The following is a 16,089-nucleotide window of genomic DNA, read 5'->3' on the forward strand; positions in this document are numbered from 1 at the left end:
GTCAGCCCACCTGCCGCTTCGCATAGATCGTCACGTGATGGAGCACGCCATCCATGTCCGGGCGCGGCATCCGCTGACCATCGATCTGGAACACGTACTGCCGCGTCGAATCGGCCTCGGGGTCCAGCAGTTCCGGATGCTGGCTGCCGTCATAGACCAGCTCACCATTACCCTTCGCCGCCAACGCAACAGCATCCGGCGGCGCAGTCAGCTTCCACACCTCAGTCGTGGCGTCCGTCTGCGTCACCGGAGTCTCATCCACCGACACCGGCCGAAACCGCACGCCAGCAAGACGAGTCACCGTCCGCGACTTCTGCTTCAAGCCACCCCAACCCGGCTCACCAGACTGAGTGACCGCCACGAAAGCGACCGCCTGGCCGCCAAACGACTCACTCACGGCGACGGCAGAATCCGATACTGCGAGAACAACGCCCGCAGCCGCTCATCCGTGTCGATGATCCCCGCCGCCCACTGATACTCGACGTCATCGATCTTCTTGCGAATCAGATCACTCGAGTTCCGTTGCGTGGCCTGCTCGTCACGGTCCATCAGATCAGCGAGCCGCAACACCGCACGCCGCCAATCCGCAGCCTCAACCTCGGTGAACCCGTGCGTCATCGTCACGCTGATGGCACCAGCACGCGACGTCCACCACCCATACGGGTACTTCTCGACCGTCCCCTTGCGCTTCGACTTGTCGAGTCGGGCGACATCCAACGCCACGCCACATTCCGACACAGAAGTCAGCGCAACGAGATTCAGTGTCGGCAGAGACAACACCCGACCACCCGGACCGTCGACCTCAACCGTCACACCAGTCTGAACCGGCGACACCCACCACCCACACCAACGCCGAGCCGCCGACAACGCAGCACCCAGTAAGTCCTGGGTTGCCTCATCATCGGGCAGCCGGCCATTGGTGTACGCCGACAAGTCGGCGCCGGTGAGCTCAGCCATTGTTAGGCAGGCGGGTTGTCGCTGCCGTTGGCGAGAACTGCGACCGCCGACAGGACGCCACCAGTGGTAGCAGTCGCTGCGGTGATCACCACGCGCACATACCGCTTCGTGGGTCGGCAAGCAACCGACTTCACGGTGTTGTCGTCGGTGGCCGCGAAGCTGGGCGCTGCGGTGACGAGCCGGTGCGACCCGATGGCCGCGTAGCCCGAACCGCTGGCATCCGACTCCTCGACTGACACGGTGTAGGTGCCGTCAGTGAGGGTGCCCGAGGTGATGATGAACAGGACATCGCGGAAGTTGGAGTTGTTCTGCCCCAGGTCGATCGCGTCGCCGTTGGTGGTGCCGGTCTGCACCGTGCCCGACGACAGCGCCTTGACGGCCTTCGTACGCGCTCCGAGGTTGAAGCTCATAGTGTTTCCTTCTTCGTTGTGGAGTCAGGGCTCGGCTGAACCGGTTCTTGCTGCCGGGGTTCAACTTTCGCCGGAGCGGCTTTCTTCGCGGGCACCTTCTTGGCTGGCGCGGGCGTCCGGGGCGCGTCCGCCGAGGCGGTTTCGCTGCCCACGACGGCCGGAGGCTCGCTGACCTTCACGAAGTGCGCCGCATGGGTCTTCAGGATCGGGTCGTCGTCCGTCACGACTGCGCCGCCGCCGTAGACGTTGGGTCCGGAGATGAACGCGTTGGTGCACCGGTAACTCATCAGGCAACTCGCAATCGTTGTGTGGTGGTGGGGTTGAGGGGTGGTGGCCCTGAACCTATTTCAAGCCCAGGGCCACCAACCCGTCGCGCTACTGAACCTGCAGCATCCGGAACGCGCCGTCGTTCACCGAGTCGGCACCGACCCGGATGTAGGCGTGCCAGCCGGCCTGGCCCTTCGGACGACCGTTGGCGCCGAAGAGGTGCGGGATGTAGGAAACGGTCGTCCCCAGGCGGTCAGCGATCACGTAGTTCGAGAAGTCGCCGAACACCAGGAGCTTCGCAGCGTCGGCGACGGCCGAAGCCATCGCTTCCGACACGTAGTCCGGGCGACCGAGCAGCTCCTGCTTACGCGCGTCAGCCAACTGACCCCACAGCGCGGAACCGCCGTTGGTGTCGAACTGGCGCATCAGGTTGTAGATCGCACGGTGGCCGAGCCACGAACCGTTCGCCGCGTAGCGAGCCGGCAGGGCCGAGTCGGTCTTGTACACGTCGCCGACGGCGAACGTGTCGTTGGTGCCGGTCGTGACCACCGAGGAGCCACCGGTGAGGGCGGTGACGATGCCCGTCGGCTGGCTCGAGCCCGAGCCGGTGGCGAACGCCGCCGACTCCTTCGCGTCCTTCTCGAACGCGATCATGTTGGCGATGTCGTCGGCGAGGCTCGGCGCATCCTGCTGAACTTCGTGCGACAGCGGCACGAAAATCTGCAGCTTGTACACCGGGATCGACGGCTGTGCCAGAGTGGGCGCATCGTCGGAAACCTCGTCGGCCTCGTTGTCCCACGAGCCGGTCACACCGGCCGAGGACACACCGTTCCAGGTGTCGCCGGTGGCCTGCACCACCCGCGAAATCTGGCGAATCTGGTTCACCGAACCGTTGGCGGTCAGGATGACCGTCGGGTCCAGCTGGAACGGCACGGCGAAGCCGCCGGCGTTGTCAGTCAGCGACATCGCGCGCTGCATGGCGCCGATCTCTTCACCGTCGAGGACAGCGAACTGACCCTGCGAGCGGATCAGCTTGATGAAGGCGCGGCAGTAGGCGGGCGAGGTGGTGGCGAGCACCAAATCGCGAGCCTTGTTCGACTTACCCTCATGATCGCGCTCGACCAGCTTGGTTGCGGCCTCGCGGACCTTGTCGTCGGCGAACTCCATCCGCTCGACGGCGTCCAGTGCGCGGGCGCGGATTTCACGCTCACTGTTGGCGCCGTAGCGGAGCTCGGACACGTTCCAGGGGTCCTTGAACTTGCCGTTGACCAGGTCAACGCCGGCCATGCGCTGGCGGTCGACAACGTCGTACGACTGGCGCGTCTCGCCACCGTCCACGACAGCCGGTGCGGCCGGGACGCCGGGGTTGGCTGCTGCGCGGACCTCGGCCAGCGCGGCATCGTGCTCGAGGTCCAGGCGGTGCGCGTGCACCTCACGGAACTCGGTGAGCAGTGCGGGGACCTTGGCGCGGTCCTCGGCGGTCTTGTCTTGCTTGCCGTTCAGCCGCTCCAGCTCTTCCTGGATGTCCTTCTCACGGTTGACGGCCTGCTGATGCGTGAGCTTCACAGTCACAGTCCTTTCATGGGGGGATGAGCGTCCCGCTGATTCATGACTTCGTTCAGCGCCTCACGGAAGAGCCTGTCTTCTTCGGCGGCCCGTGCGGCGTCGATCTCATCGGTCGGCGGGGTTTCTTGGGGTGTATTCGACGGGTGCTCGGCGGCGTGCCCATTGGGGCAGGTGCTTCGCGGCGCGTCGTCGTCCTCACCCGGGTGCTCGGCGGCGACCCCGTCAGGGGTGGTGCCTTGCGGCGCGGCATCGGACTGACCCGGGTCTTCCCGGGATTCCTCTACCGTCCTGATCGTCAGGGCGGTAGCAGCGAACAACTTTCGGTGTTCGGGGTCTCCATCGCGGAGCCGGTCCAGGTCGATCACCTTGGACCGCAGGCCCGCGGTCGTATCAGGGTAGGCGGGCCACACGACCGGCCCCACCTCAGCGACACGCACTTCCTTCAGAATGCGCAGCAGTGGCGTCCGTTCGGGCTGCTCGCCGTAGTACAGAATCTTGTCGACTTCTTCGGGCTTAACGAGCTTCCCGGCGTTGTCGCGCCATTCATCGCGAACGACGCTGAACCGGAAGGACATTCCATCCACGGCTTGCGAGGCGATCGCTTCACGCAGCGGCTCCCAGAACCACGACGACGACATACGCGCCTGGACGAACAGCCCGTTGTCGTCCTCGTGAATGTCGGTGATGACGCCGCACGGCAGCGATCCAAACACCGAACGGCCGTGGTCGAACTGGAACTTTGGAATGAGTTCCCGGATTGACTTCCGGAACGCGCCTGCTGCGATCTGCTCGTCAAACAGGCCCTCCCAGGAGTCGATGCGGGTCGGCGAGTCGAATACCGCCCCGTATCCCTCGAAGGTCAGGCCGTCGTCCTCGCCATCGGCATTGTTATCCGACCGCAGGAGTGTGAACTTCGCCGACCGGCAAAGGTCTTCACGCGGAAGTGTTTTCGAGGCTTGTGCTGCCGTCACTGTTCCTCCTTATGAGTTGAAGTGGTGGCGCATTATTCGTTTCGCTGGGCGCCGACTTGCTAGGCGTCCCAGGCGGTAGAAGTTGGACGCTCGTCATCCCTGTGTGCTTCAACAGGTTGATATCTCCGGCATCGACTGCCTTCACCGCAGATTCGGCCGTGAAGCCTGCGGCAAGGTAGGTATTGATGGTCGATGCCCGGACGGCCGCGATGTTCGCCGCGTCCGCCTCGTCCTCACGCAGGAACGGCACATCGGTCGCGTCGTACCACAACCGCACGCCATTGCCCGGTGGCGGAAGAATCTGCTGCATCGAGCCGGCCATGTTCTGCCACAACGGATGCGCCGTACCGTCAGCGAGCCGTCGACGAGCCTGCCCATAGTTCGAATACGTCGCCGAGTCGAGACCCTTCGACAGGCCCACGATCACGGGCGGCACACCGGCCGCCGCAGCGATCCGAACCTCACCACCTTCACGCACACCGGCGAAATCGATGTCTTTGAGGTTCGCCCCGACGATGGTCGCTTCAGCGCCCGGATACAGGTGCAGCGTCTTGTACGCGTTGTCCACACCCGCATGGCTGCCATCAAGTTCCTCGGCCCACTTCTTGATCGCGTCACGATCCGAACTCGTGTGCTTCACCACCATGTTCGGCGTCGCGCCGTTATCCATGAACTTCCGCTGGTGCCGCGTCATCGCCTGATCGGCCTGAATCTCGCGGAGAATCGGCGTCAGCCAAGACATTCCAGTGAATACGGCCAGCGGATCGGGAATCGGCGCGAAGTGCGCAACCTCGTCGACAGTGAACGCCACGGCCGTATTCGAGTTGCCCGGATGGTAGCCACCCTCGGTGTACAGGTAGCCGGCCTTCTTCCAGCCAACCTGCCCACCGCCACGCGGCGAACCATCAGACCCTAGGCGCCGCGCCTGGCCAACGACCTGCACCCAATCTGGCCGCAACCGCACCATCTCGGAATTCGGCGACTGCGTACCCAACCTGGCCAGCGAAGTATCCCGATACCAATAGGAATTGCCCGCCAGGTCGGCATCTTGAACCGCACGTGCCAGCAAGTCTTGCGTCGTGCCGCCAGGCCACGGCTGCTCAAGTAGCCCAAGCGTCAGATCGCCGAAGGTCTCCGAAGGCTTCCCGTTCAGAATCCGCTGCCACTGAAACCGGATGCTCGAGAACACCAGTTGCCGCACCAACATGCATGCGAACACCACGCCGTTCGCCGCGTACGCCTGCGACGCCAAACCAACGAACGTATCCGCTGGTCGCTCTGTAGATGCCCCCGCGATCGTCTGCTGCAACCCAATACCCGCGTAGCCCAAGCCGCCCCACTGGTACTGATACTGATTCAGCAATTGGCCGTATTGATCCAGCGTCAACACCTGATCTCGCACAGGCGATTTGCCGGTCAGTCGATCCAGCAAGCTCACTTCTCAGAGCCCCACAACAACGCCACGGCCCCGCCAACCGCCGACGCAACCAACAACACGCCGCCGACGATCAACGCCCAGCCAGAACCCCACAACAGCCCAACACCAGTAACCACCAACACCAGACCAGCCACAACAAAACCCAGGGCCACCGCGACAACCCACCGAACTGCAGTCATCACGTCACCCCCGAATCCTGTTGCGCCATCACGTCCACAGCGGCTCCCAAACCTCAACCGGCGCAGCCTGCAAACCCCACCGATAGAAAGCGCCAGACACCGCCACCAACGGCGAATCATCAACCTTCACGTCCTTGCGGTCCCAACGCTCCGACTCACCCGACATGCGCGTCTGAGCGTTCTTCACCGCCTTGTCCAACTGCACCTGCTTCAGATGCACGAGGCCGGCTGACTTCACCGCCTCCTGAAACGCTGCGCATGACGCCGCCTCGTCAGCGCCCGTGAGGGTTTCGAACTCGATGCCCGCCTGTGTGAAGTCAGGGGCCAACGCCTTCGCCATCGCCCCAATCAGTGCGACCTCGGCGACGTTCTTGCCTTTCTTGAACCCGGCGACCTTCTCGGCGACACCAGCCAAACCGGGTAACGACTGGCACATCACTAGCGTGCGTTTTTCGTCACCGACCAACACGTCACCGGCGACCGCGATGCAAGACCACGAACGATCCTGCGCCACAGCAACAACCAGCACCACACGATCGGGCGGCGGCGCCGACGGATCACCTAGATCGGTCCACTGCTTGAAGTCGATGACATCCATGCCAGCCTTCGGCCAAATGCCCCGCGCCTCACGATTCCACGAATCGTCATCCGGGATGTTCTCCCGCATCCGCTCCATCGCCTCCATCGGCGTGCGGTGCGGGAAAGACGGATTCATGATCGGGTACTGCGACACGTCGTCAGGCTTCGACTCGGGATCAGCGCTGAACCCGAACCAGAAGATGTTCTTCGACTTCCCCGACAACGCCTGCTCGCGCTTCGCGGTGAACGCCTCACCCGGGTCCGAGGGCCGCGGCGGCGTACCAATGAAGAACAACAGGCCGCCGTGCGGATTACGCGCCTGGTTCGTCGCCGGCACCATATCCTCCAACGCCTTCAGCGTCAGAATCTGCGCCTCGTCGAACACCTCAGAATCGAGTTCATCCAGGCCGCGACCGAACCCCTGCTCCCGCGCGCCGAACATCATGATCGACCCGTTGATGAACCGGATTTCCTGCTCACCGTTCGTCGTCCGAATCCCGTTCGGCGCCAGGAACGGTGCTATCTGCTTACGCCGCACCAGACCCTGAACTGACCGGAACGTGTTCGTCGTCGTCCGGTTATGGTGCGACGTCCACGCGCACTTCCACTCCGGGAACTCCAAGCACAACCCGAGCTCGAGCCGGCTCACAAAGAACGTTTTGCCGACCTGCCGCGGAATCGAACCACACGCGCCACCGACGCCGGCCGCGAACTTGCCGTCCTTCCGGCAGCCCAGCGCCACTGTTCCGGCACCCTGTTGCCACGGATCAAAGAACACGCCAACGTCGTTCAGCCGCTTCTGCACCCGCGGGAACACCGACGTGACAATCCCCTCGGGGATCACCAACTCCCGGGCCGCCTCCGACAGTTTCGGGTTAGACGACGGAAGCGTCGTACGTGTCATCTACCGCATCACTGATCAGTGGATGATTCGGCGCCACTTCCTGCAACGCCACCTCGAGCTCACGCACCCGCAGCTGCGAGTTCTCCCGCGCGTCCATCGCGTCAATCGCATTCGCAATGTCCTGCAACCGCTTCGTGAGGGATGCCAATTCCCGCGCGGGGCAAGTAGGATCAGTCACCGTGACCGCAATCCGGTCACGCATCGCAACCAACAACTCCCGCGGCGTTCCACTCTTTGCCGCTTCAGCCACGTCTTTCGGAGGCTTCGGTGGAGCTTTCTCATCCTTACCCACTGCACGCAGGGGTTTCGAATCGACGGTCATCGTCAGCCCCTTTCGCTCGACGTTTGCCCGAAAGTTTGCTGGCGTAGCGCGTTTTGGCGGAAAAAGTTCGGGGAGAGATTTGACGGGAACGATGGGGTCAGTAGGCCGGCCAGGGGTTACGATGCCTACCCACCCCCCTGACCTGGGCTTTTGCTGATCAGTGGATTGAGTGCCATCCGCTCATGTCTGCCGCGAGCCTCTGACCTGCGGTTATGCACTGATTCGTCATCCGAACCAGTCGAGTGCGGCAGCGTGTCCAGAAGTTTGCTGGGCGGCGGCACGTGTTTGCTGGTACCACCGCTTTGCCGCTTGCTGCATCTGCCATGGTCGTTCGGCCCTGCACCTGGCGAGCACCACGTCCTGACCGGGGTCGATGGTGATGATGTGTGCGCCGAGGCCCTGGTACTTGGCGATAGTGGATGCGCCTGGGTCTGAGTGGATGATGTACACGTCCACGTCGGACTGGGTCAGTGCGCTGTCGATGGCTGCTTGTCTAGCCGCCTTGGTCACTGCCTGCACTGTGGACGTGTGCTTGTGCGGCTGTCCATCTGGTGGCGTGAGGACGTTGGCGAGTGCGTCGAAGTCGATGGTGATGTCGCCAGGCTTGGCGTGCTCGCGGACCCAGGTCGTCTTACCGGATGCTGGCGGGCCGGTGACGATGTAGATGTTGGCCGGCTTGGACTTTGGCTTGCCTCGGCCTTTGGTGGCTCGATTGCCGCCTTCTGGACAATCCTTGGCGTTGGCGTGTTCCGGGCCTTCGTACTTTCGTCGGTCGGTGTCCGAGTGTCCGAGGTCCCAGTTCTGCCCGGGTTGAATCGGCAGTCCACACCGCCAGCAGTTGACCTCGCCGGCTACTACTCGTTCGGCCCATCGCTTGCGTAGTGCTTGATGACCGGACCCATAGCCTCTGGCCGTTGTGCTGCCCTGCTTAGGCATCAGGCCTTGACGTCCACCTTGAACCCAGTCGCCTGCTCAAGCGCCTTAGCCATTGCCTTGGCCAACACGGCTCTGATGGTTGGTGGCATGTCGGCGGCTTTGATGGGGCCGTTGATGCGTGGTGGTGTGGGTGGTGGGTTCCAGTCGGTGACGTCATCCGAGAACATCTGTTGCACACCAGCGGCTTTGATGGCCACGGGGTCTATGGGCTGGCCACCGGTGAACACCTGGACGTAGGTCACAGGAACCACCTCCGGGTATGCCACCCTGGCATGCGCTCATAGCTGGAATGGTCGTTGGACCACAGTCGCCAACCTGGTAATGCCGCACCGGATTTGGTGACACATGGGCTACGTGGTGCGGCGTCGCAGGTTGGGCATCGGGAGTTATGACCCTTGGTCATGCGCCGGTGGACATCGGCTTCCCGCTTTCGCTCATCGATTTCGATGCGGATGTTAGCCATGGGTGTGTGCCGCCTGTACGTTGTCGGTTTCGCACGGGATGATCGGGTGGTCGCTGTCGAAGTCTTTGACCATGACGCGGAATGCCGGTTCGCCGCATGCGAACTGGAAGCGTTTGACCTCGTTGCGCTTGTGCTCATTCTTGGCGGCCGCTGCTTGCAGGTCGGCCAGTTCTGCCGCGTCGACCATAGTGACGCCGAGCTGCGTAGTCAGTGTGTGGAACAGGGCCTTCAGGAACAGAATGCCGAAGTTGTTGGTGGGTAGGCCGAGTTCTTCGGCTTCTGCGTCTGCCATGCCTTCGGGGAGTGTGTGTGGTTGGAAGACGGGGACGTTGAGTGGGAATGCTGGCGTGTCGTTGTCGCCTGGGTAGATGAGGGTGGCGAGGAGTGGTGCTGCTTGTTCGGCGAGGTCGTCGAGGTTCATCGCTTGGGATGCGCGCCAGCGAGTCCGTCGAATAGACGACGCTGCCAGCCAGTGGCAGGAATGAAGAACCGCTCGCCCTTGCTGGTGGTGTGCCAGGTGCCGCGATCGTCGTTCTGCTTGATCATCGCTTCTCCTCGGCTGTTCTGGGCAGTTTGTCGCACAGGTAGTCGAATCGCCGTTGTGCGACCTCAATTCGGTCGTCGTCACCGCTTGCGCGCGCGTCCCGAAGTTTGTTGAGTGCGATACGGATCAAGGTGGTGAGTTGCACTTGAATGTCGGGCACGAAACACCTCCGAACACGCGAAAACCGTGTCAGGGCAGCGTCTACTACTGGCACGGTCAGCGCCATTTTGACATATCGGCAAGCGCTTTTGCTACTACGTGGCCGCGTGTCGAGTTAGTCGATGTGCTCAAGACAGTGCTCAGGCAATCCCCATTCGCCGCCGAGATGGTCTCGCACCCACACGAGTGATTGACCAAATCCGACGACGTGTCCATAGAGCGGGTTCGTGTTGCCATCCTCTGTGTATCGCGCTCGGACTTCGGCTTTTGCGCCCACCCGGTCACCGACCTTGAACACCTCAGCCAGCCTTTCCGTGCCGCGGTCTCGACGCTCTTGCCCTACGCACGTCGCCAATGGTCACCATGTTCGCACCACTGGCGTCATGACCTCGCACTTCAACCCAACCCTTGACGATCCAGCGCTCAATCGTCCGTTGCGGCACCGGCTCATCCAATCGAGGCAATACCCAGTCGACGAGGTCTCGCACGGTCACCAGCACGGCATCTAGTTCGGCCAGGTTCTTGGTGAGCACGTCCGACACGTCATGCGTCTCTTCGCACTGCGGACAGGTGACCTTGTCGGCTTTCTTCCCGGCGTGCAGTGCGTAGTTGCACCGAGTGGTCGTATCGCCGTCTTCCGTGCGCTTTTCGATCACCTTCTCGGGCGCAGGGTCGGTCACACACGGTCCGATCACCAGTGGCGCTACTGGCCGGTTCACCACGCGCGCGATGGACTTCTGCACCTCCTCGATGTCGGCGATGAGGTTCAGCCCATCCTCCTGATGCGCCGCAGCATCGCAGTGGTTCCGCAGCCACCGAGCCATGCCTGCCGCCGTGTGAATCTCTGGCAGCTCAACACCACGGCTCGTGCACACATCCTTGATCCACCAGGCGAGTGTGTTGTGCACCCGCTGCAGTTCCTCGGATGCGCGGCCATTGATGCGGCCGGTCGCCAAAGCATGACGTAGCGCCATCTTCTGACGTGCGGCACGATCTTTCGGAGTCGCCGGCCGATCACTGTCTCGCGGGAATGGCTCGATGTGCGCGGCCAGATCATCGTCACCATGTAGCACGTCACGGCGCTTGGTTCTGCGGCCACCGTCGCCCATGCGCGTCTGGCCGATCTCAGTTTCGATCAGACGCGCGATCCACCAGGGCAGCTCGTGCAGCATCTTGCGTAGGTCGCCGATGCATGTTGAACACAGGTACAACTCAGTCTTGCGCGCGCAACGAGTGCATTCGATCATTCGGCGGTGTCTCCTGTCTCGATGGTGATGCGTGCTCCGATGGCGTTGGCGTATGCGAGGAGTGTGCTGACTCGTGTGCCTGCGAAGTTTCGGCGTTCGAGTTGGCTGATGGCGTTGGGTGTGAGGTGGCAGCGTCGTGCGATTTCGGTTTGTGTGAGGCCGAGTTGTTTTCTGCGGGCTGCGAGTTGGTTGATGATGGCGCGGACGTCAGTCATTTCGGCTGTCCTCAATCTCGCCTGTGTCCATGGGTTTTCCGCACACGCATGTCCAGACGCCGTCAACGACTATCCAGTGGCATCGTTGGCATCTGCGGCAGGTGACGTTGGTTGTCCAGGTCATCGTTCCCCGTCCCATGCTTTGAAGCTCATGACTACCCCGCACGCGCAGCACATGCCGTCTTCTGTGTCACCGATGGCGACGAGTTCGGGGTGTCGGCAGTTTTGCGGGTCGGGTATCGGCTCAGGAATCACCATTAGAAGCACTCCCCTGCGTGCACTAGGAAGCATTTTGTGCAGGCGTCGGCGCGTGTGTATTCCTTTGTGGCGGCGCGACAGTCGGTGTGCTGGTATCCGTCGATGTGTCGTTCAATCCAGTCGCCAACATGAATCGGATCGCTGCATTCTTGGCACACGCCAGGCCAATTCGCTTGGAACACGCGAGGCTGGTTGGTGTTCATGACCTAATCTCCCATGTCACGCCTGTTGATTCGAGACTATTGGGGTTGTCCCAGTGGATTGTTAGTCGCGCCCAACCTGAGACGGATGTGGTTACACGGGCGCGCATTTCACCGTTGCGCATGTATGTCATCCATCCGTCGCGGCGTTTCGCGTCGAACAGGCGGTGACGGGCGCGAGTCATTTGCACACCGCCGCCCCAAATGCAGCGAGCGCCCAATCCACCACGATGGCGATTCCAGCGATTGCGGCAATGACAGCCATCGCGATGAGCATGCTCTGGATGAGGTTGATGATCGCCGTAGCTCTTTCGTACGGGCGCGGATCGACAGGGATTCGGTCGTTGTCGCTCATCGTTTCCTCCAGCTTGTTCGGTGGTATCTGCGTCGGTTGCGCCACGAGGTGAGGGAATCAGCAGTCATCGGGCATCGTCCTGTTCGGCGATGAAGTCGTCCGTGCGTTGCGCCGCCTTCTCGGCCTCGTCAATGTGATGACCCGCTTGCGTCCCAACGTCTTTCGTTGCTGTGGCGAGACGGGCATAGACGGCGGCCATGCTGATGGAGAGTTCAGCGGCGCGATCGGCCCCAAACTTGGCCTCTTGCATGATTTCCCCGGCTTCTCGGAGCAGTCCCCACGCTGCGAGGAATGCTGCTGGGCGTGCGTCGGGTTGCTCGCTCATTTCGCCTCACCCTCGGCGGCGTCAACACGTGCAGCAGCGGCAAGGAGGGCGGCGGCAAGGTTGCGTGCCTCGGTGGCGTCGAGCGTGCACGTGCCACTCACCACGATCAGGTCTTCATTCGCGGCGGGGTTCAGCCAGACGGTTTCAGTTTCGCCGCCGATGACGATGGGCCAGATGCGTTCCCGGAGCGGTTCGGGTAGTTGGACGGCGACGACATCACTACGCCGGCCGATCAACTCCAAGGCGAGTTTGAGCGCTTCGTCCGGGTTGAGTGAGCCGTACGCGATGGTCCGGTTGGCGATGTCCATGCCGGTCTGCGCGGCAGTCGATGCGCCGGGTGCCAGGTACTCGAGCCCCCAAGTTGGGTACGCCAAGACTCGGTCAGGCTCCGGTGGGGGCGGGAACTTCATCCCTGTCGTGAGTTGCTTGAGCGCCCGGATACCTGCCTCGGCTGCGATTCCCGGCAGGCCCTTCGTGACGCCGAGCTCGGACCGCTTGGTGATCTCGAATCCGGCTTCCTTGAGCGCTTCGACGACGTGCGGCGCGATCCAGTCTCGGCCGGGACCGACGTGATCGCGGAGTGCGTAGGCGATGATCGCCTCAGTCGTTGGTTCGTCGTTGTGTTCGGGTAGGTCTTTTTGCGGGCTCATTTCGCCTCCAGGGGGTTGTGGGGTGTCATCTATCGCGGGTGGCAGTTCTGGTGGCTCAGCGGCGGCTCCGGGCGGCTTCTTTGCGTGCCTCACGCTTGGCGGCGTGGTACTCGCGGATGGCTGCCATTGCCGTCTTGCGGTCGACACACGTGTGAAGCCCATCCCGTGCAGCGGCGAGGCGATCCGTGTGCGGCACCGGCCCGAACACGACACCGGATGCGATGGCGTGGGTTTCTTCGGCACGTGGCTTCAGGGCTTCGTCACGAGCGTCCTCACGCCGTTCGCGCTCGGCGGCGCTTTCCCGGCTGGTACGAATCTGGCGTGCCGTCTTGGCGTGGTGGATCAAGTCACCGATCTGCATAGCGCGCTCGGACGGGCTGTCGTAGTACGACTGAAGACCCGCCAGGAGGTCATCGGTGCAGAGCTTGCGTGGGTGAATCTGCTCAGCCCATGCGACGATTCGCGCCTTGTCGGCCTTTGGTGCGCGGTCATCGAGGATGGCCGCCAGCTTGAGAACTTCGGCGATGGCTTCGAGTTCTTCCTGTGTTGCGTTGACGTTCACAGTGTTTGGACTTCCTGGAGTAGTTCATTGAGGGCTGCGTCGTAGCCGAGGGCTTTTTCGGTGGGCTTGCCCACGCCGTTGGCGGGTCTTCGGTTGTTGGCCTTGTGGACGAAGTTGGGTATCTGGGTGGGTGACCAGGAGTCGCTGTCTGTCCATGCCTTGAGGCCGGCGGCGATGGCTTGCGGCGGGATATCTCGCTTGAGGCACTTGTCGATCTGCGTCCCGATGCCCGCTAGGAGTCCGTCTTCGATTGGAACGGGCAGCGATGCGCTGAAGGCTTCGGCGATGCGGTACGCGTCGACGGATCGCGCAGTGAGGTTGGCTTCCCGCATAACCGCGAGCGCTTTCCCCCGGCCGTCGTTCGCGCGCGCGGTCTGTTGTTCCGTACGTACTGGGGGACGGGGTTCATCCCAATCCCTATCCCCATCCTTATCCCTATCCAGGGGGCGATTCTCCGCAGCTAATAGCCGATCTTCCGCGACTGGCTGCGCAATTTGCGCAGACGAGTCACAGGGCGAGCAGATGTAATCCGGGAAATCCCTAGTCAGGTCCCATATTTCACCTTCGTCAGGGCCGGGAAAACCCGAGTTGGGCTTAAAGTCCTTCGACTGATGGACCTTAAAACTGGGGATCACGAAGTAGTTCCGGCAAACAACGCGGTAGAAAACGACGCCGTAGCATTTCTGCACTTCCGCGAGGACGTGTCCAAAGCTCCGCCAAGTTCCGCAGCTACCCGCGGAATTTGCGCCGCTTGCCGCGCAATTTGCGCAGATGCGCCTGGGCAGTGATGTGACGGTGTCATTCGGAAACGCGAACGCCTCCAACTCTTTGAGGTTCGCAGTCCCCCGTCCAGAGTCATCGGCCCAATTCCACATCGCCATGAACAACAGGCGCGGGGCAAGATCGGCCTTCGCGGTATCTGGCGAATCCCAGAATCTCGGCTTGATGTTTCTGATCCGGGCCACCTAGTCACTTCCTTTGCATTTGCCCAACCACGGCTCTAGTTCCTCGACGCGCTGATTCCCCCGTAACCGCTCCACCTCGGCGAGTGCTTGGTCGCGTTCCCTGAGTGCTGTGGCGGCGGTTTCGACGTCTTGGTGCCAGAGTCCTTCCCAGTGCGAGGCTGACTCGCGCAGGCGTTCGTTTTCGGCGACGACGCGGTTGTACTGGTCACGACATACCGCCAGTTGGGCGCGCTGCAATCCGATCTCCTCGGCCATTTCACGCACCAGTTCGGGGGCGGCATTGTGGGCGTCTGGCACTGACTGTTGCGCCCGACTTCCGCCAACCAACTTGAGCGGTCCAGGCCAGGACTCAAGCCATTCGCGTGCCCGGTCGAGGATGTCGCGGTCGTCAGTCATCAGCCATCACCACAACGTCGTTGCACCAGGTGCACTGTCGATGGGCCTCGCAGTAGCCGGCCTCTTCCTTGTAGTAGACCCAGTGGTGTTGGCAGTTCGCGTCGAGGTAGTCGTTCAGTAGCTCGAACGTGGCTCGTAGATACGGTGGCGCGGCCAGTAGGTCATCGCGGACTTTCCAGAGCATCCGGTGATCCGTTGGAGTCGTGATGGGATCGCCGCGGAAGTCCGTGCTAGCGAAGACACCACCAGGTAGTCCGCGGTCAGGATTGTGCGCGTGCGTCGTCCACCATTCGGGGACGACGCCGGAATCGTCAGGCATCTCGCTTCTCCTTGTATCTGTCGAGTGGTCCGCCGCAGCAGGCGAGGTGCTTGTCGACGGTGTCGAGGCGGCCGGAGTAGGACGTGTCGCCGCATAGGCACCAGGTGCGGTCGAGCCAGTCGTTGAAGGTGACGCCCGGGTGGCCGAGGTCAGCGCATTCGACGCGCTTGCCGTGGTCTAGTCGGGTGTCGCCGGTGGGTACTCCGCAGGGGTTGCTCATGGGGCCACCTCGAATAGCGCGTCCTCATCGAGCACTGGTGGCTGGTCGCCGCGGATGGCGAACGGGCATGGCTGGTTGGGGTCCAGGCGTGGGCGTAGGACGTTCTTGCGGAACTCTGCGGCTTCGACGTAGGTGTCGAATGGTCCGGTTTTGCCGCCGGTGCGTTGGTTGATGATCCAGACGGTCATGAGGCGACTCGGTGGAGTGCGTGTTGGCGGATGGTCTGGCGTGGGAAGCCGAGCCGCCTCCCGATCTCGGAATAGCTCACACCCGCTGCGACGAGGTCGGCGACTTCCTGTGATTCAGCTTCGGTCAGATGTCGGGGAACTTGTTTGCGGCCTAGGATTTCCCGACACTCAGCGGTTGAGGTTCCGCCCCATATGCCGGTGGCGCCGTAGCCGAGGTTCAGTGCATAGTCGAGGCACTGTGCGGCGACGGGGCATCCGGCGCATATGCGTTTGGCTTCGCTTGTCAGGCCGCCCTTTTTGGGATGGAACAACTCGGGATCAACTTGTGCGCAGACGGCTTCGGTCATCCATTCGGGGGCGTGGGTGAAGTTGCCGATGATGTTGGGTTGGGTGCGCGGGTAGGGAGTGTTCATGCGACACCGGCTAGGCAGATGTCGCAAACCAGTTCGGAGCTAGTTTTGGCCCAGCCGCGTTGGATCATGGCACAGGTGATT

Annotated in this window: 26 protein-coding genes; all 26 read right to left on the reverse strand. The window is 62.4% G+C overall.

From position 1 onward, the window contains the following. Position 1 precedes the first annotated feature (1 nt). Positions 2 to 397: a hypothetical protein gene (locus ACJH6I_RS03585; RefSeq protein WP_406783750.1), complete on the reverse strand. Its 396-nt coding sequence runs from the start codon at positions 395 to 397 to the stop codon at positions 2 to 4. After that, positions 394 to 957, reverse strand: a complete 564-nt coding sequence (locus tag ACJH6I_RS03590; RefSeq protein WP_406783751.1) for a hypothetical protein — start codon at positions 955 to 957, stop codon at positions 394 to 396. Before ACJH6I_RS03590 ends, ACJH6I_RS03585 begins: the two co-directional genes overlap by 4 nt. A 2-nt stretch (positions 958 to 959) precedes the next feature. Further along, positions 960 to 1,367: a hypothetical protein gene (locus ACJH6I_RS03595; RefSeq protein ID WP_406783752.1), complete on the reverse strand. Its 408-nt coding sequence runs from the start codon at positions 1,365 to 1,367 to the stop codon at positions 960 to 962. Beyond that, on the reverse strand, positions 1,364 to 1,654 hold the full coding sequence (locus tag ACJH6I_RS03600; protein WP_406783753.1) for a hypothetical protein: 291 nt from the start codon (positions 1,652 to 1,654) through the stop codon (positions 1,364 to 1,366). The genes ACJH6I_RS03595 and ACJH6I_RS03600 overlap by 4 nt, the downstream gene beginning before the upstream one ends. An 88-nt stretch (positions 1,655 to 1,742) precedes the next feature. Next, positions 1,743 to 3,200 (reverse strand): phage major capsid protein, encoded by a 1,458-nt coding sequence (locus tag ACJH6I_RS03605; protein WP_406783754.1) that lies wholly within the window; start codon positions 3,198 to 3,200, stop codon positions 1,743 to 1,745. A gap of 2 nt (positions 3,201 to 3,202) precedes the next feature. Beyond that, positions 3,203 to 4,171 (reverse strand): HK97 family phage prohead protease, encoded by a 969-nt coding sequence (locus ACJH6I_RS03610; RefSeq protein WP_406783755.1) that lies wholly within the window; start codon positions 4,169 to 4,171, stop codon positions 3,203 to 3,205. Further along, entirely contained in the window at positions 4,134 to 5,609 is a 1,476-nt protein-coding gene (locus ACJH6I_RS03615) for a phage portal protein (RefSeq protein WP_406783756.1), read from the reverse strand. Before ACJH6I_RS03615 ends, ACJH6I_RS03610 begins: the two co-directional genes overlap by 38 nt. After that, the gene (locus tag ACJH6I_RS03620; RefSeq protein WP_406783757.1) at positions 5,606 to 5,788 is read right to left on the reverse strand and encodes a hypothetical protein; all 183 of its coding nucleotides are present in this window, start codon (positions 5,786 to 5,788) and stop codon (positions 5,606 to 5,608) included. The genes ACJH6I_RS03615 and ACJH6I_RS03620 overlap by 4 nt, the downstream gene beginning before the upstream one ends. A gap of 28 nt (positions 5,789 to 5,816) precedes the next feature. Further along, positions 5,817 to 7,211, reverse strand: coding sequence for a terminase (locus ACJH6I_RS03625; RefSeq protein WP_406783842.1), 1,395 nt, complete (start codon positions 7,209 to 7,211; stop codon positions 5,817 to 5,819). Positions 7,212 to 7,242: 31 nt separating this feature from the next. Beyond that, complete coding sequence (locus ACJH6I_RS03630; protein ID WP_406783758.1) at positions 7,243 to 7,593, reverse strand: hypothetical protein; 351 nt, start codon at positions 7,591 to 7,593, stop codon at positions 7,243 to 7,245. A gap of 225 nt (positions 7,594 to 7,818) precedes the next feature. Next, positions 7,819 to 8,259 carry an AAA family ATPase gene (locus ACJH6I_RS03635; RefSeq protein ID WP_406783843.1) on the reverse strand — a complete coding sequence of 147 codons (441 nt, stop codon included), beginning with the start codon at positions 8,257 to 8,259 and terminating at the stop codon, positions 7,819 to 7,821. A 269-nt stretch (positions 8,260 to 8,528) separates the two neighbouring features. Further along, positions 8,529 to 8,771: a hypothetical protein gene (locus tag ACJH6I_RS03640; protein ID WP_406783759.1), complete on the reverse strand. Its 243-nt coding sequence runs from the start codon at positions 8,769 to 8,771 to the stop codon at positions 8,529 to 8,531. A 213-nt stretch (positions 8,772 to 8,984) separates the two neighbouring features. Next, positions 8,985 to 9,413: a hypothetical protein gene (locus tag ACJH6I_RS03645; RefSeq protein WP_406783760.1), complete on the reverse strand. Its 429-nt coding sequence runs from the start codon at positions 9,411 to 9,413 to the stop codon at positions 8,985 to 8,987. After that, positions 9,410 to 9,538 carry a hypothetical protein gene (locus ACJH6I_RS03650; protein ID WP_406783761.1) on the reverse strand — a complete coding sequence of 43 codons (129 nt, stop codon included), beginning with the start codon at positions 9,536 to 9,538 and terminating at the stop codon, positions 9,410 to 9,412. The genes ACJH6I_RS03645 and ACJH6I_RS03650 overlap by 4 nt, the downstream gene beginning before the upstream one ends. Positions 9,539 to 9,994: 456 nt before the next feature. After that, complete coding sequence (locus ACJH6I_RS03655) at positions 9,995 to 10,942, reverse strand: hypothetical protein (RefSeq protein WP_406783762.1); 948 nt, start codon at positions 10,940 to 10,942, stop codon at positions 9,995 to 9,997. Beyond that, on the reverse strand, positions 10,939 to 11,157 hold the full coding sequence (locus ACJH6I_RS03660; protein WP_406783763.1) for a helix-turn-helix domain-containing protein: 219 nt from the start codon (positions 11,155 to 11,157) through the stop codon (positions 10,939 to 10,941). The genes ACJH6I_RS03655 and ACJH6I_RS03660 overlap by 4 nt, the downstream gene beginning before the upstream one ends. A gap of 639 nt (positions 11,158 to 11,796) precedes the next feature. Then, positions 11,797 to 11,970, reverse strand: a complete 174-nt coding sequence (locus ACJH6I_RS03665) for a hypothetical protein (protein ID WP_406783764.1) — start codon at positions 11,968 to 11,970, stop codon at positions 11,797 to 11,799. 64 nt (positions 11,971 to 12,034) lie between these two features. Then, positions 12,035 to 12,295 carry a hypothetical protein gene (locus ACJH6I_RS03670; RefSeq protein WP_406783765.1) on the reverse strand — a complete coding sequence of 87 codons (261 nt, stop codon included), beginning with the start codon at positions 12,293 to 12,295 and terminating at the stop codon, positions 12,035 to 12,037. Beyond that, positions 12,292 to 12,945, reverse strand: a complete 654-nt coding sequence (locus tag ACJH6I_RS03675; RefSeq protein WP_406783766.1) for a hypothetical protein — start codon at positions 12,943 to 12,945, stop codon at positions 12,292 to 12,294. The genes ACJH6I_RS03670 and ACJH6I_RS03675 overlap by 4 nt, the downstream gene beginning before the upstream one ends. Before the next feature lie 55 nt (positions 12,946 to 13,000). Further along, positions 13,001 to 13,507 (reverse strand): hypothetical protein, encoded by a 507-nt coding sequence (locus ACJH6I_RS03680; protein WP_406783767.1) that lies wholly within the window; start codon positions 13,505 to 13,507, stop codon positions 13,001 to 13,003. Then, on the reverse strand, positions 13,504 to 14,472 hold the full coding sequence (locus tag ACJH6I_RS03685) for a hypothetical protein (RefSeq protein ID WP_406783768.1): 969 nt from the start codon (positions 14,470 to 14,472) through the stop codon (positions 13,504 to 13,506). The genes ACJH6I_RS03680 and ACJH6I_RS03685 overlap by 4 nt, the downstream gene beginning before the upstream one ends. Further along, positions 14,473 to 14,868, reverse strand: coding sequence for a hypothetical protein (locus ACJH6I_RS03690; protein WP_406783769.1), 396 nt, complete (start codon positions 14,866 to 14,868; stop codon positions 14,473 to 14,475). It abuts the gene before it with no gap. Then, the gene (locus ACJH6I_RS03695) at positions 14,861 to 15,187 is read right to left on the reverse strand and encodes a hypothetical protein (protein WP_406783770.1); all 327 of its coding nucleotides are present in this window, start codon (positions 15,185 to 15,187) and stop codon (positions 14,861 to 14,863) included. The genes ACJH6I_RS03690 and ACJH6I_RS03695 overlap by 8 nt, the downstream gene beginning before the upstream one ends. Then, a complete protein-coding gene (locus ACJH6I_RS03700; protein ID WP_406783771.1) occupies positions 15,180 to 15,407 on the reverse strand; it encodes a hypothetical protein in 228 nt (75 codons plus the stop codon). The genes ACJH6I_RS03695 and ACJH6I_RS03700 overlap by 8 nt, the downstream gene beginning before the upstream one ends. Further along, the gene (locus ACJH6I_RS03705) at positions 15,404 to 15,595 is read right to left on the reverse strand and encodes a hypothetical protein (protein WP_406783772.1); all 192 of its coding nucleotides are present in this window, start codon (positions 15,593 to 15,595) and stop codon (positions 15,404 to 15,406) included. The genes ACJH6I_RS03700 and ACJH6I_RS03705 overlap by 4 nt, the downstream gene beginning before the upstream one ends. After that, on the reverse strand, positions 15,592 to 16,008 hold the full coding sequence (locus ACJH6I_RS03710; protein WP_406783773.1) for a WhiB family transcriptional regulator: 417 nt from the start codon (positions 16,006 to 16,008) through the stop codon (positions 15,592 to 15,594). The genes ACJH6I_RS03705 and ACJH6I_RS03710 overlap by 4 nt, the downstream gene beginning before the upstream one ends. Positions 16,009 to 16,089: the final 81 nt, after the last annotated feature.

It is taken from the genome of Mycobacterium sp. SMC-13 (assembly GCF_045311035.1).
In the GTDB taxonomy this organism is placed as follows: domain Bacteria; phylum Actinomycetota; class Actinomycetes; order Mycobacteriales; family Mycobacteriaceae; genus Mycobacterium.

What these genes read in the sequence shown, in the direction of transcription:
- ACJH6I_RS03695 (WP_406783770.1), bottom strand. Translation starts at nt 15,187, where the DNA reads ATGCCTGACGATTCCGGCGTCGTCCCCGAATGGTGGACGACGCACGCG.
- ACJH6I_RS03660 (WP_406783763.1), bottom strand. Translation starts at nt 11,157, where the DNA reads ATGACTGACGTCCGCGCCATCATCAACCAACTCGCAGCCCGCAGAAAA.
- ACJH6I_RS03590 (WP_406783751.1), bottom strand. Translation starts at nt 957, where the DNA reads ATGGCTGAGCTCACCGGCGCCGACTTGTCGGCGTACACCAATGGCCGG.
- ACJH6I_RS03665 (WP_406783764.1), bottom strand. Translation starts at nt 11,970, where the DNA reads ATGAGCGACAACGACCGAATCCCTGTCGATCCGCGCCCGTACGAAAGA.
- ACJH6I_RS03700 (WP_406783771.1), bottom strand. Translation starts at nt 15,407, where the DNA reads ATGAGCAACCCCTGCGGAGTACCCACCGGCGACACCCGACTAGACCAC.
- ACJH6I_RS03620 (WP_406783757.1), bottom strand. Translation starts at nt 5,788, where the DNA reads ATGACTGCAGTTCGGTGGGTTGTCGCGGTGGCCCTGGGTTTTGTTGTG.
- ACJH6I_RS03650 (WP_406783761.1), bottom strand. Translation starts at nt 9,538, where the DNA reads ATGATCAAGCAGAACGACGATCGCGGCACCTGGCACACCACCAGCAAG.
- ACJH6I_RS03675 (WP_406783766.1), bottom strand. Translation starts at nt 12,945, where the DNA reads ATGAGCCCGCAAAAAGACCTACCCGAACACAACGACGAACCAACGACT.
- ACJH6I_RS03710 (WP_406783773.1), bottom strand. Translation starts at nt 16,008, where the DNA reads ATGAACACTCCCTACCCGCGCACCCAACCCAACATCATCGGCAACTTC.
- ACJH6I_RS03600 (WP_406783753.1), bottom strand. Translation starts at nt 1,654, where the DNA reads ATGAGTTACCGGTGCACCAACGCGTTCATCTCCGGACCCAACGTCTAC.
- ACJH6I_RS03705 (WP_406783772.1), bottom strand. Translation starts at nt 15,595, where the DNA reads ATGACCGTCTGGATCATCAACCAACGCACCGGCGGCAAAACCGGACCA.
- ACJH6I_RS03690 (WP_406783769.1), bottom strand. Translation starts at nt 14,868, where the DNA reads ATGACTGACGACCGCGACATCCTCGACCGGGCACGCGAATGGCTTGAG.
- ACJH6I_RS03595 (WP_406783752.1), bottom strand. Translation starts at nt 1,367, where the DNA reads ATGAGCTTCAACCTCGGAGCGCGTACGAAGGCCGTCAAGGCGCTGTCG.
- ACJH6I_RS03655 (WP_406783762.1), bottom strand. Translation starts at nt 10,942, where the DNA reads ATGATCGAATGCACTCGTTGCGCGCGCAAGACTGAGTTGTACCTGTGT.
- ACJH6I_RS03630 (WP_406783758.1), bottom strand. Translation starts at nt 7,593, where the DNA reads ATGACCGTCGATTCGAAACCCCTGCGTGCAGTGGGTAAGGATGAGAAA.
- ACJH6I_RS03670 (WP_406783765.1), bottom strand. Translation starts at nt 12,295, where the DNA reads ATGAGCGAGCAACCCGACGCACGCCCAGCAGCATTCCTCGCAGCGTGG.
- ACJH6I_RS03645 (WP_406783760.1), bottom strand. Translation starts at nt 9,413, where the DNA reads ATGAACCTCGACGACCTCGCCGAACAAGCAGCACCACTCCTCGCCACC.